The 13,534-nt window shown below is 50.1% G+C and carries 8 protein-coding genes; 1 reads left to right on the top strand and 7 read right to left on the bottom strand.

Features of this window, described 5'->3' with window-relative positions:
* Window positions 1–8 precede the first annotated feature (8 nt).
* The 4 genes from BMW65_RS02245 to BMW65_RS02260 all read right to left on the bottom strand — a co-directional run bounded on the left by BMW65_RS02245 (window position 9) and on the right by BMW65_RS02260 (window position 7,021).
* Window positions 9–1,472, bottom strand: coding sequence for a SusD/RagB family nutrient-binding outer membrane lipoprotein (locus BMW65_RS02245; protein WP_090602421.1), 1,464 nt, complete (start codon window positions 1,470–1,472; stop codon window positions 9–11).
* Window positions 1,473–1,499: 27 nt separating this feature from the next.
* Complete coding sequence (locus tag BMW65_RS02250; protein ID WP_245747452.1) at window positions 1,500–4,814, bottom strand: SusC/RagA family TonB-linked outer membrane protein; 3,315 nt, start codon at window positions 4,812–4,814, stop codon at window positions 1,500–1,502.
* Window positions 4,815–4,967: 153 nt separating this feature from the next.
* A complete protein-coding gene (gene pbfA, locus BMW65_RS02255) occupies window positions 4,968–6,338 on the bottom strand; it encodes a (R)-1-hydroxy-2-aminoethylphosphonate ammonia-lyase (RefSeq protein ID WP_090602424.1) in 1,371 nt (456 codons plus the stop codon).
* A gap of 110 nt (window positions 6,339–6,448) precedes the next feature.
* The gene (locus tag BMW65_RS02260) at window positions 6,449–7,021 is read right to left on the bottom strand and encodes a helix-turn-helix domain-containing protein (RefSeq protein WP_090602426.1); all 573 of its coding nucleotides are present in this window, start codon (window positions 7,019–7,021) and stop codon (window positions 6,449–6,451) included.
* Window positions 7,022–7,163: 142 nt separating this feature from the next.
* On the opposite strand from BMW65_RS02260, the gene BMW65_RS02265 reads away from it, so the two are divergent.
* Window positions 7,164–10,550: a HEAT repeat domain-containing protein gene (locus tag BMW65_RS02265; protein WP_090602428.1), complete on the top strand. Its 3,387-nt coding sequence runs from the start codon at window positions 7,164–7,166 to the stop codon at window positions 10,548–10,550.
* A gap of 29 nt (window positions 10,551–10,579) precedes the next feature.
* Here BMW65_RS02265 and BMW65_RS02270 read toward each other — a convergent pair whose 3' ends face one another.
* The 3 genes from BMW65_RS02270 to zwf are packed head-to-tail and all read right to left on the bottom strand — an operon-like array spanning window position 10,580 to window position 13,514.
* Window positions 10,580–11,233 carry a hypothetical protein gene (locus BMW65_RS02270; protein WP_090602429.1) on the bottom strand — a complete coding sequence of 218 codons (654 nt, stop codon included), beginning with the start codon at window positions 11,231–11,233 and terminating at the stop codon, window positions 10,580–10,582.
* A 58-nt stretch (window positions 11,234–11,291) separates the two neighbouring features.
* Entirely contained in the window at window positions 11,292–12,008 is a 717-nt protein-coding gene (gene pgl / locus BMW65_RS02275) for a 6-phosphogluconolactonase (RefSeq protein ID WP_090602431.1), read from the bottom strand.
* Between the two features lie 3 nt (window positions 12,009–12,011).
* The gene (gene zwf / locus BMW65_RS02280; protein ID WP_090602433.1) at window positions 12,012–13,514 is read right to left on the bottom strand and encodes a glucose-6-phosphate dehydrogenase; all 1,503 of its coding nucleotides are present in this window, start codon (window positions 13,512–13,514) and stop codon (window positions 12,012–12,014) included.
* Window positions 13,515–13,534 lie beyond the last annotated feature (20 nt).

Genomic DNA, 13,534 nt, shown 5'->3' on the forward strand with positions numbered 1-13,534 from the left:
TTTGGCAATTAATTATCCCACCAAACTTTGGTATTGATATCGTCAGCCCCTTGCCTGCTTACCGCTGCCTCCCGGTTGGCCCCATTGCGCGATTGCTCTGACAATGGATAAGCATACCGTACGGGTACGCGGTCGCTGTTTTGATTAGACGGCCCAGCAAGTACTTCGGGATAATCCGTCCTCCGCCAATCAAACCAGGCCTCCAGTCCAGTGAAAAATAAGCCGATCCACTTTTGTGTGCCGATGAGTTCTAATGCCCTATCCGCTTGGAAAGCGACACCGCTGCGCGACAGGTAGTCTGCGGGCATGGGTGTATCGACATATTCAAAAGCTGCCGTGATGCCATCGCGGTAGTAGGCTGCTGCATCACCCGCAATCAGTCCTTTCTGCGCCGCTTCGGCCAGTATAAATTGTAGTTCAGGATAGGCCATGACATAACCCCTTGCTACCTCCCTTCCACGGGCCGTAATGGCATCCTCGAAATACAAACTTCCCAAGCGCGAAACATTCTGCACGCCACCGTTGTAGTTGAAGGCATCCACGTCGCTCAACCCATTGGGGATACCTACATATACGGGATTGGACGTACCGGCACTTGCCGCCGTGTGCCGTGCAAATACCGCAATGCGTGGATCCTGAAATGCCAGCAGTTTATCGCCAAGGTTCTTACTCAACCGAAATTCGTCAAATGAACCTACACGCGTGGTGTGCAAGGGGAATTGGTTGGGTGCCTCGGCCAGGTATTCCAACGTGGCATTGTCAGCATTGCTTTCAAAAATCGGGTATTGCCCGGGATTATCCACGATGCTGCGCATTGCCGTGGATACGTCTGTCCGATTCGAAATACGCATCAAATACCGTAGGCGCAGGGAATTGGCCAATTTCTTCCAGGCTTGCACATCGCCGCCGAAGAGAATATCTCCATTTATCGCCTCTTCCGTTGAGCCCAGCAATTCATTAGCAGTAGCCAAATCGGCCATTAGACCTTCATAAATTTGTTCCTGAGGATCGTACACTGGCGTGAGGATAGCGTCTGACTTGCCCTTAATCGCTTCTGAATAAGGCACATCGCCATAGGCATCGGTCAGCAGCGAAAAAATCCAGGACTTCATCACCAATGACACACCTTTGTAGTTGTTGAAACCAGAGGCATCGCTCAAGGTATAAAGGTTGTTGACATCCCGCAATACACCGTACAGGCTACTCCATAGACCAGACCGATCGCCCCAGATGTAGCGGTCTTCATTGACAAACTGGATTTTGGCCGTCTGTTGGATGACGATATTCCCGATGGACCAGCCATCGTCCATCACGCGGTTTACCGAGCCCCGGATGACGGTAGGAAGGAGCAGATCCGGTGTGACGTTCAGTATCGCATAGGGATTTTCGTTGATCGTCTCGAAATTATTATCGCATGATGACACCGAAACAAGCAGTGCCATGATGCCGAACAATAGGATTTTACGTCTCATGATCGTTGATTTTTAAGCCATTAGTAATTATAACCTGAAATTCAAACTAAATCCCCAGCTTCTGGCAGAGGGCATGGCCATATCCTCTACACCCGGTACAATCGTGCCACCGCTCATGGCCGACGTTTCGGGGTCGATGTGGGGTACATCAGACCACACCGCTAAGTTGCGACCAATCACCGATAGGCGCACATCACGGAATGGCAGCCTACCCATGAGGCGTGTAGGCAACGTATATCCGACGCTGATTTCCCGCAATTTGATGTAGGAAGCATCAAAGATCGCTCCTTCCAGCAGGCTTCTGCCAAGGGTATAGGAAGTGTGCCATTCCCGGGCAGGCAGCTTCACGTCATTGGGTGAATAGGATCCATCCTCATTTTGGACAACGCCTTTGCCGATTACACCATTACCTTCCACATTCAAGTCATAGCCATCGGCACGGCCTTCAAGGGTTTCAATGATTGAGCCGGTCTCACGCCCTATCACCTGCGTATGGGAGTACACTTCACCGCCATACCGGATATCGAACAATACGCCCAGGTTTACGCCTTTCCAGGCAAACCCATTGCGCACACCCAATAGCCAGTCGGGATTGTAATTACCAAGTTTTACAATATTTTCGGTAGGCAAGGGCTTCCCGTCATTATTAAAAATGATTTCGCCGTAGTACGGACTATTGGTATCGTCTACTCGACGATATCCCAATCCGTACATATCCCCCATGCGTCCGCCTTCGCGGGCTTCAATGGATACATAGCGCCCTGCCATCTGATAATTGCGTATACCCATGTCAGGAGCCAATTCCAACACCTTGCTGCGGTTAGCCGAAAAATTAAAATTCAAATCCCATTGGAAGCCATTTGCCGACCGTACGGGCACGGTATTCAACATGGCTTCATAGCCCCAGTTGCGGATTTCCCCGGCATTCAACACCATGCTGGTGTAGCCGCTGGCTTCCGTAAGGGGTACATTGGTCAAAATCTGGTTGCGCGTCGTGATGGTGTAATACGTAAAGTCCAGGCTAATTCGGCTGTCCAAGAAACGGAGTTCGGTACCGACCTCATACGATGCACTGATTTCGGGCTTCAAATTGAAGTTCGGCAGGCGCCCTGATTCCGAGAATGCACGATAAGCGCCAAAAGGATCGAGGGTATTATAGGGCTGTGCAAACGAATAGGGGTCGGTATCGTTGCCCACCTGCGCAAAACCTGTACGCAGCTTGGCATAGGACCACCAGCTGGGCAAAGTGACAAAGCCATTAAACACTACGCTCAATGAAGCAGATGGATAAAAGTAGGAATTGGTAGACGTAGCTGTAGCCGTCACCCCCATCGGAACGGTCAGCGAGCTGGCCCAGTCGTTGCGCGCAGTCAGTTCCAAAAAGAGAAAGTCCTTATAGTCAAGCTGCGCCGAGCCGTAGAAGCTGTTTACCTTTTTCCGCACATTGGATTGTTCGGACACCAACGCCACGCGGGCATTGCCCAATGAAAATATACCGGGAATGATTAATTGGGGAGCACTCACGTCAATGGAGTTGCCCCGGACGTCGCGCTGGCTTCCACCGGCATTGACAGACAAGTTTATCGCCCCGAGAGGTTTTGAAAACGTCAGGAGGAAGTCCATATTGCGCTCCTCATTGGCAATCCGGGCTTCGCGGTACGTACCGAATGGAAACCGCTGGGTGCTGAATGCCCTGCGTCTGTTGCGCAATTGATCGGTATAGTCCGTACCGATACGGGCAAACGCTTTCAACCAATCGTTAAACCGGTAGTTGAGCGTCACATTGCCATATAGCCGGTTGTCATTTACGCTATTGGTATTGATGCCAAGGTTGAAGTACGGGTTATCGTGGTAGTTATAATTGGAGTTGAACTGTGCAATGTCTTCCCTGCCTATCATCCAGATCGATTTCTTCGGCTCCAGATCTACCTGCCGGCCCAACCAACCATACAGCAAATAGTTGATATTTTCGGTACCGTATGTAAGGTTTGGCCGGTTATCGCTGTTGCTCTTCACATAGTTGGTCGATACCCGCACATCCAGTTTGTCCGTCAAATTATACCCCGCATTTAGTGAAAACGTATTGCGTTGCAGATCGGTATTAGGTACGATACCTGTTTGGTCAAAGTTGGTATAGGAAAACCGGAAGTCGCCTTTTTCATTGGATCCCGATAATGCCACGTTATTGATATAGGTTGCTCCGGTTTCATAAAAATTCTTGATGTTGTCCGGACGAGCTACCCAAGGTGTGGGCGTAATCTCTCCACGGGCTGCCAAATCCGCAGCGCTCCCTATCTGGCCATCATCTACCAAGTTGATGTCCCCGCCCCGATAGCCATTTGAGGTCGGTGAATCAAATTGCCTAATCGGCCTCCCATCCAGCGGCGGCCCCCAGCTTTCATCCACCCCATCATTCAGGCCTGCACCGGCTCCGTCCTCAAAACTAAACTCACCATTGATGCCTTGACCATACCGGTTTTGAAATTCGGGCAGTACCAGCGCATTATCAAAGGTCACGCTTGAATTTACGCTGATGCCGATGCCACGTTGTCCACGTCCCGATTTGGTGGTGATCAGTACAACACCATTTGCCGCACGTGAACCATACAACGCTGATGCGTTGGCACCTTTCAACACAGAGACCGATTCCACATCATCCGGATTGACCAGCCCGGCACCATTGCCGTAGTCGGTTTCCTGAAAATTTCTTCCCGAAGACCCGAACAGGTCATTCGTAATCGGTACACCATCAATGACAAATAACGGCTGATTAGCATTGATATTAAGCGATTTGTCCCCCCGGATGGTTATCCGCGATGATCCGCCGATACCGGAGGGGCTGCCTACAATGGTAACCCCAGCCACTTTTCCGGCCAGGCCATCCACAAAATTGGATGTCCGCACCTGGGTCAATTCTTCCCCTTTTACTTCCTGCGCGGCATAGCCGAGTGATTTGGACTGCCGAGAGATACCCAAGGCGGTTACCACGACCTCTTCAAGTCCACGCACATCGGCATCCATTACGATGTCAATACGGTTCCGACCATTGACAGGAACCTCCTGCGTTTGGTATCCCACAGCACTAAATACCAATACGTCTTGCCCCGATGAAAGACTTATCCGATAAGTGCCAGCTGCCCCGGTGACCGTTGTCCGATTGGTCCCTTTCACGTTGATGGTTACGCCAGCAAGGCCTATGCCTTCCTGATCCACTATTGTTCCCGTGGTTTCGATTGATTGATAGCTGGCCGATGCATACGCAAAGCCAACAGTGACGACCATCAGCACCAGCAAGGGGCGAATGGTACATTCCAATAAGTTTGCAAGTAATTTTTGCTGCATTTTCATATATTGCGCCAAATAATTATTCCTTTAATTGTGCAGCATTCCGGGTTTGGATTTGGTCGATTTGGGCCCGGTTTGTCTGCATGATACTATCGTTTAGTGGTGTGATTTTTACAGATTGCCTATAAAACGTACCTCCTTTCCATTTGGTTAAGTTGATGATTGGATACTATCCCGAATGGCTTCTTCAAGCACATTCAATGCTTCTTGCAATTGCGGCTCGGTGATGATCAGCGGCGGATAGAGCGAAAGCACATTGCCTCCGGATACTTTCAGGCTCAGTCCCTTTTCAAGACAGCGGTATAAAACCTGTTCAGCTAATACCGGATGGGGTATTTTACTGTCTTTGTCCTGTACCAGTTCTACCCCCCATAAAAATCCGACACCCCGGACGTCTCCTACCTCACCATAGTTGGCCTTCATACGTTGCAGGCGCTGGCTTAGGATTTCCGAAAGGACACCTACATGGTCAAGGATGTGATATTCGTCCATGTAGGCCAACGCTGCTAACGCCGCAGCTGCACCAAGCGGGTTTTTTTCATGGGTAAAATGCCCGAGGGATACATGCCCGGCTACGTTTAGCGACTCTTTGCACAACATCGCGGCCATGGGGGCAATGCCTGCTCCGAGGCCCTTGCCTAATACCACGATATCCGGAACAATGCCATAATGCTCGTAAACCAATGCTTTTCCCGTGCGACCTAATGCGGTAGGAATCTCATCTAATATGAGCAATACACCGTGCTTATCGCATAGCTCCCGAATGCGCTGCCAATACGCACGGGAGGGTACATGTACGGTTGTACTTCGTATGGTTTCGGCCAGTATGGCCCCGATATCACCCTCCTTTTCAATAATATATTCGATATAGTCTGCATAAGCCATATCCCCCTGTTGCAGGGATGGTGAATGCCACATCCTCCTGTAATTATCTACCGGTGGCACATGCACGCTACCCACCAGCAGTGGCCCAAGCCCCTGGTGGAATACATATTCACCGCCTACCGAAATACTATCCATCGAAGCGCCATGGAACGAATCATACATGGATATCGTTTTATATTTACCGGTAGCGATGCGCGCCAGTTTCAGTGCCATACTGATGGCCGATGTACCCCCAGGCGCGAAGAGTACCCGCGTCAATTGGCCGTTCGTAAGTGCCGTTAACCGCTCGGCCAGTTCGATAGCTGGCAGGTTGGTAAATCGGCGGGGGCAAAATGCTAACGCATCCAACTGGTCTTTTACCCGCTGGATAATGTATGGATTGTGATAGCCTAATTGGTGTACGTTGTTTCCGTGGAAATCAACATAGGTTTTTCCTTGGAGGTTGGCCACAAACGCCCCATCACTGGATGCTAAAGCATCCAAACACGGTGTAGATAGCGATTGGTGCAAAAATACTTTTGCATCCCGCGAAAGTACAGCTTTCGTCTGTTCGTCTTGCGCCTGGCTCCAATGCTTCCGAAATTCGGAATGATTTAAATCGCCTTCCGCACTTGAAAATGAGTTGATCGATGCCATTTGTTTAACCCTGCTTATCCAAAAAGTTAAGCAATACTAAACAAAGTTTATTAAGGCATTCCGTACGGAAAATTAAATAATCATTAAATTGAACAGAAAACGAACATTAATTAGTCTTCAAAGAAATAGACAACGAGCATAATTGCTTTGTCCGCTCCCACATTGCGGGGCGTATGGGGTATACGACCGTCAAACAGCATAGAGTCTCCGGTACTCAACCGGATGATCTCCTGCTCAAATTGGTATTCAATTTTACCCGAAAGCAGATATTTATACTCAAAGGCTTCGGTTTCTACCATCGGGCGGCTCGCATCGGGCTCCAATTCGAGCAACACAATGTCTACGGTGGATTTGTCAATATTTTTTGTAAATATCCGGTGATAGCGGAAGCCCAACGCTTGCTCTTTTTCAAAGGAATCGTATTCGTCGCTTCGTTTTACCAGGATAGTCTTGGTCAATTTTTCCGCATCGATTTCCTTGAAAAATACATTTAGATCGACATCCAATGCCCGGATAATTTCGATCAATACCATTAACGATGGGACGGCCCGGCTATTTTCGATTTGGGAAATCAACCCTTTACTGACAGATGCCCGTTCTGCAAGCTCCTGTACGGTAATGCCCTTATTCTTTCTCCGCTCCCTGATTTGATTTCCAATCTGGATTAGAATGTCTTCTTTCATCTGACCGTTATAGCGGACAAAGATATTCCATTTCGGGAGAATGGCAAAACGTGGTCACCCATTATCCACAGTGTTTGGCACATTGCACAATCCTTACTATATTTAACAACACTAACTAATGAATTGTTAGCCCGCAATTGTTATGAACAAGACCATTATTGCCTTGATTGTCCTCACCTCCGTGTGGAGCTGCCGGAATAAGATGGCCGATCTGCCCGTCAAAGAAATGGATCCTGCCGAAACAGCCCAACTGGCGGCCACTCTTGAAGAACGCATTCATGTTGCGCTCGATAGTGGTTTCACCCTGAAATTGTGGGGTATTGATTCGTTGGTCATTTCACCTGTTACGATTGACATTGATGATCAGGGAAGGCTGTTCTATACAACCACAGACCGACAGAAAAACTCTGAATTTGACATTCGCGGGCACCGTGATTGGGAAATACCCTCCATTAGCCTGCAAACGGTGGAGGACAGGCAGGATTTCCTCCGCCGCGAATTATCTCCGGAAAACAGCGCTCGCAACACCTGGCTGGCGGACCTGAACGGTGATGGCTCGCATGATTGGCGCGATCTCACCGTCCAGAAAGAAAAGGTATACCGCATCGAAGATATATCGGGCGATGGGGTAGCCGATCGATCGCAACTGGTAGTCGATGATTTTCATGAGGAGGTGACCGACGTAGCAGGCGGCATTTTTGCAGACGGGGACAACCTGTATATTGCGGTGGCTCCGGATTTGTGGCGAATGACGGATAAAAACGGCGATGGCATTCCCGATGAGAAAACGTCCATTTCTCACGGATATGGTATCCACATCGGTTTCAGCGGGCATGGCATGTCTGGCGTAAAAATGGGGCCCGATGGCCGCCTATACTGGCAAATCGGTGATATTGGCTTCAATGGCACGGGGCCTGACGGCCAAAAATGGGAATATCCCAACTGTGGTGTCATTGCACGCTCCAATCCCGATGGCAGCGATTTTGAGGTTTTTGCTTATGGCCTCCGCAATACCCATCAATTTGTATTCGATGAATACGGCAATATCATCAGTGAAGACAACGACGGCGATCACCCCGGCGAGAAAGAACGCCTGGTTTATATCGTGAACGGTTCGGATGCCGGTTGGCGCAGTAACTGGCAATATGGCAAATACAGTGATCCGGACAACAACAGTTATAAAGTATGGATGGATGAACAGCTATATTTGCCCCGCTTTGAGGGGCAGGCGGCCTATATCACGCCTTGTATCAGCAACTTTGTAAGCGGACCTACGGGTTTGGTCTATAATCCAGGCACTGCGCTGAGCCCTGCTTATAAAAACACCTTCTTTGTGGCGGAATTTGTGGGCAATCCCTCAAACTCAGGCATCCACAGCTTCAAACTGAACCCCAAAGGAGCTACGTTTGAATTGGGCGACCATAAAAAGGTCCTGGGAGGCATACTCGCTACCGGGCTGGATTTCGGGCCTGACGGCGCTTTGTATGTGGCCGACTGGATCGACGGGTGGGGCACACATGATTACGGCCGCATCTGGAAGATGGATCACGAAGACACTGCCAACCAAGCCATCCGCCAAGAAGTAAAAACACTGCTGGCTGCCGGCTTTGGAAAAAAGGAAGATACCGAGCTGGGCAAATTACTGCGGCATGAAGATATGCGCATTCGGCAAAAGGCACAGTTTGCCCTGGTCAAGCACGGCAAAAAAGGACTGCAAATTTTCCAGCAAGTGCTCGGCCAAGCTGACCACCAACTGGCCCGGATACATGCCATCTGGGGTATCGGTCAATTGGCCCGGCAAGACCAACAGCAGGCAGCCGTGTTGCTTCCATTACTGAAAGATAACGATGCCGAAATACGGGCCCAAGCCGCCAAATGGTTGGGTGACATCCGCTATCCGGATGCCGGTGCTGTCCTCATTCCGCTCCTCGCTGATGCGAATAGCAGGGTTCGGTTTTTTGCGGCAGAAGCATTGGGACGGATCCAATATGAGCCAGCCATTACGCCGATCATCACGCTATTGGAAGGCAATAACGATGAAGATGCTTACTTACGACATGCGGGTACGCTCGCGTTGGCGCGTATCGGCAAAGCCGAACCTGTAGCTGCCCTGGCCAACAGTTCCTCACGGGCACTCCGCATTGCCGCAGTCGTCACCTTGCGGCGCATGGGGCATCCTGATATCACACGCTTCCTGCAGGATCAAGATGAATTTGTGGTCACGGAAGCAGCTCGCGCCATTAATGACGACCTGTCCATCGAAGATGCACTGCCTGCGCTGGCCGACCTGCTGAATAAAACCCCCTTTACCAATGAAGCGTTGGTTCGCCGAATAATCAACGCCAATCTACGGGTAGGCAAACCGGCCAACTTACAAAACCTCATCCGCTACGCGGAGCGCAGTGGCCATCCGACTGCGATGCGTTCAGAAGCTATAGAGGCATTGAGCACCTGGGCAAAACCATCAGTGATAGACCGCGTAGACGGCCGTTACCGAGGTGCCGTTGCGCGCGATGTGGCCGAATTGAAAAACCAGACCGCAGGATCCCTGATCATCTTACTTGCCGATCGGGATCTTTCCGTGCAGTTGAGCGCGGCTAAGGCTGTCAATAAACTGGGCATCAAACAGGCATCAGCTGTGTTGTTGGCCGGTCTGAAGCAAAGCAAGGATGCCGCGATGCGGGTAGCATGCCTGCAAGCACTCATTGCGCTGGAAGACCCGCAACAGGAACAAGCTATTAAACTGGCCCTCGCCGATCGCGAAAAATCCGTACGTGTCGCCGGGCTTGACCTGCTGGAAAACATGGCCATTCCGCAGTCGGTGATGGTCAACCTACTGGCAGATGTCATCGCTACCAAAACCACGGAAGAAAAACAAGCTGCCATTATCACGCTTGGCAAAATGCCCCTTGAAAATGCCGCTCCACTGTTCAACAACTTGCTGGACAACATGGAAAATGGCCGCTTAAACCCTGACGTCTATTTGGAATTGGGTGAAGCGATAGACAGTACGCATGCCGAATCCTTGATTGCACGCTACAAAGCCATCAGTAGCCAATCGGCCCCTGACGAATTGATGGCTTCCTATGCCAGCGCGTTGCACGGTGGCAATCCCGAACGCGGCGGGCGGATCTTTTTCCAGCATGCGCAAGCGCAATGCATGAAGTGCCATGCGTATGATGACCGTGGAGGAAACGCTGGTCCACGACTGAATGGCGTAGGGAAACGCTTATCCCGCGAACAGTTGCTGGAATCGCTCATTAACCCGAGTGCCCGCCTGGCATCGGGATATGGCATGATCACCCTTGAGTTAAAGGATGGCAAAACCACTACCGGCATTTTTGTGGAAGAAACGAATACCAGCATCAAAATCAAAGAATGGCAGGGGCCGGATCACGTGATTCCATTAACCGAAGTTGCGAAAAAGACCTTTTCGCCATCCAGTATGATCGACATGAAGGGCGTGCTTTCAACCCGTGAAATCCGAGATGTGGTAAGCTTCCTGGCTACACTTACCGAAGGTGATTAAAAGGAAAATTAAGGAACTGTACGGTTGCATCAAATGGTATAACGGAAACCGTCACCGCTATCCTGCCCGCTTATCTGTCCGGTTTTCAACAAATGATTCAATCGGAAGGCGGCCACCCTTTTAAGTTTCGTGAGGCCGTAGCTTGGCTCCAAGTCGTCAAGGTAGTCTATCAGTTCCGCTTTGGTACTGTTGTTTCTCTGCCCCAATGCATAACGGATTTTTTCGTCCATGGTAGCAGCCGGATCAAAGGAAGCAGGCACCGTGGATGCCGTTGATGCAGACGCGACAGCCACTTTGCTTTTGGTAGTACGCGGCGATCGAACCTTCTTTGCAGGTATTTTCGGCAATTCAGGTACGATGACGATGGGTGGCGTCGTAACTGCTGAGGGCCTACCACGGCGTGCCGGACGTTTTTCCAATTTTTCCGCAGTTGCGGCAATTACAGCAATGGCCTCCGGTGTAGCCTCCGATTTGGGAAGCATCGCTTTAGCTACCTTTTTCCGGATAGCCTTTTTCAGTTTTTTCTTTTTATCTTTCTTTTTGCCCTTTTTCTCGATCGCCTTTTCATCCGTTCCAAAAAAAGTCAGTGCGGCATCAATTTTGCTCAATTCTTCCTGTAGAGACTGCTTGCGTTCCTGAAGATAAGCGATTACATCACTATCTGCAATTTTTGATTTTGCCATATTACCTATCTGATTACTTTGTCAAAAGTATTCATTTTTAGCAAAATAACAAATTGGATTAAACCCGACTGGCGGCGGCCTCATCCACGAACCACGTAATCTGTTCGTCAGCCCTATCGAGAAGCTGTGCAGGGTAATGCTCAATATTAGGAGCACCCTTCAACACTTCATATAATGCATCGGCCTTATTAGCACCATAAGCAATGACCGCTACATGGGATGCCCGATTGACTATCGGCACCGTGAGTGTAATGCGGTACATGTCCTGCGCATCAAGGTAATATGCTGCTACCCACTTATTGCGTTCATGCAGTACATCGGTATGGGGAAACCACGATGCCGTATGGCCATCTGGCCCCATTCCCAACAATATCAGATCAAAGCAACCATCCGGCTGAAGATGAAGCCTCAGCGTCTGCTCGTATTCCCGGGCAAACTCCTGGGGCGATACCCCGTCAGCCCACATCGGAAAAACTTGTTCTTCGGGGACAGGAACGTGCTTGAGCAAGGTCGTCAATGCCATTCGTGCATTGCTTCGCTCATCATCCAGTGGCACCCATCGCTCGTCGCCCCAAAACACATACACATTTTCCCATTGCACCTGATCACGATAGGGTGCTTGGGCCAGCAGTTGGTACAACCCAATTGGTGAGGATCCTCCGGTCAACGCCACGGTGAAGTACCCATTTTGGGTAATGGCATCATTTGCCGCTTGTATAAATAGTGCAGCAGCTTCTACATTGAGCTGTTGCAAATCATTGAATCGCTTAATCATATTTTAACTATGTAGGTTTATTGCCCAGACATGTCCTTGTCTTGCAATCAGTGCTTCCGAACTTTCCGGTCCCCAAGTGCCAGCAGCATAATTGGGGAAGTCCAGCGAATCCCGGCTTTCCCATGCTTCCAGTATCGGGGTGATCACATCCCATGCCTCTTCTACTTGGTCAGACCGCATGAACAGGGTAGCATCACCGCGCATGGCATCCAGCAATAGCGTTTCGTAAGCCTCCGGTGTCTGTGTGGAGCAAGTGTCATAGTTAAACACCATTTCCGCAGGATTGAGGCTCATTTCCAGCCCCTGTTTCTTTGCCGTGAAGCGCAGCCTGATATCCATCGAAGGTTGGATATTGATGGTTAATCGGTTTGGCATCAAGTTGCCCGCTTGGCTTGGCGAAAAGGTAGAGTGGGGCACCGGTCTGAACTGAATCGTAATGGAGGAGGTCTTTTCCTGCATCCGTTTGCCTGTACGCAGGTAAATGGGCACGCCCTGCCACCGCCAATTGTCGATATACAGTTGCACGGCCGCATACGTCTCGGTATTGGAGTCGTGATCTACCCCCCCTTCTTCCCGATAGCCGGGCACTTTCTTACCATTAATCCAGCCGGCACCATATTGACCCCGCACGGCATATTTGTGCACCTCCTCGGGCCGCAGTCGCCGGATGGCCCGCATCACGTCTACCTTACGGTTACGTATTTCCTCCGCTTGGAAGGAAATAGGCGCTTCCATAGCAATCATGCACAGCACCTGCAGGAGGTGGTTTTGTATCATATCCCGTAATGCTCCCGAATGCTCATAGTAGCTCCCCCGATCTTCCACGCCTACTTGCTCGGCTACCGTAATTTGGATATAATCGATGTAATTGCGGTTCCATAGGGGCTCGAAGAGCGCATTGGCAAAGCGAAATGCCAGGATATTCTGGACGGTCTCCTTGCCAAGGTAATGATCGATGCGATAAATCTGATCCTCTTGGAACGTCTGTCCCAGCAAATTGTTGAGTGCTACGGCCGTTTGTTTGTTGTACCCGAAAGGTTTTTCAATAATAATCCGATCGGATGCGGGTATATTCGCCAATCCATATTTACTGATATTCACCGTTGTCGCTTCGATAAACTGTGGTGCGACAGATAAATAAAACAACCGATTAGCGCGGAGTCCCCATGCTTGGTCAAGCGCGTCCAGCTTGGCAGCCAACCCCTGATAGGCCACGGTATCGTTGATGTTGGACTCAAAATAAGAAATAGCGGCATTAAATTGTTGCCACTGACCATCGTCGGGTTTCCCCTTCCGGGAAAATTCCACCAAGCCCTCATACAGGTGATCTTTATACTCATCATCCGTAAGTTTTGTCCTGCCGAGGCCGATAATGGCAAACTTTTCGGGCATCCAGCCGTCTATATGCAAGTTGTAAAACGCGGGGATCAACTTCCTTTTGGTAAGGTCGCCCGTGCCACCAAAGATGACGATGATGGTGGGGGCTAATTTTCTGCCTGATTTCATTTGTTCAATGTGTTTTAATA

Origin of the sequence: Parapedobacter koreensis, assembly GCF_900109365.1 — a bacterium.
Lineage (GTDB): Bacteria > Bacteroidota > Bacteroidia > Sphingobacteriales > Sphingobacteriaceae > Parapedobacter > Parapedobacter koreensis.

Bases quoted from the DNA above. Each gene is read 5' to 3' on its own strand.
- BMW65_RS02245 (WP_090602421.1), bottom strand. From the start codon at position 1,472: ATGAGACGTAAAATCCTATTGTTCGGCATCATGGCACTGCTTGTTTCG.
- BMW65_RS02250 (WP_245747452.1), bottom strand. From the start codon at position 4,814: ATGCAGCAAAAATTACTTGCAAACTTATTGGAATGTACCATTCGCCCC.
- pbfA (WP_090602424.1), bottom strand. From the start codon at position 6,338: ATGGCATCGATCAACTCATTTTCAAGTGCGGAAGGCGATTTAAATCAT.
- BMW65_RS02260 (WP_090602426.1), bottom strand. From the start codon at position 7,021: ATGAAAGAAGACATTCTAATCCAGATTGGAAATCAAATCAGGGAGCGG.
- BMW65_RS02265 (WP_090602428.1), top strand. From the start codon at position 7,164: ATGAACAAGACCATTATTGCCTTGATTGTCCTCACCTCCGTGTGGAGC.
- BMW65_RS02270 (WP_090602429.1), bottom strand. From the start codon at position 11,233: ATGGCAAAATCAAAAATTGCAGATAGTGATGTAATCGCTTATCTTCAG.
- pgl (WP_090602431.1), bottom strand. From the start codon at position 12,008: ATGATTAAGCGATTCAATGATTTGCAACAGCTCAATGTAGAAGCTGCT.
- zwf (WP_090602433.1), bottom strand. From the start codon at position 13,514: ATGAAATCAGGCAGAAAATTAGCCCCCACCATCATCGTCATCTTTGGT.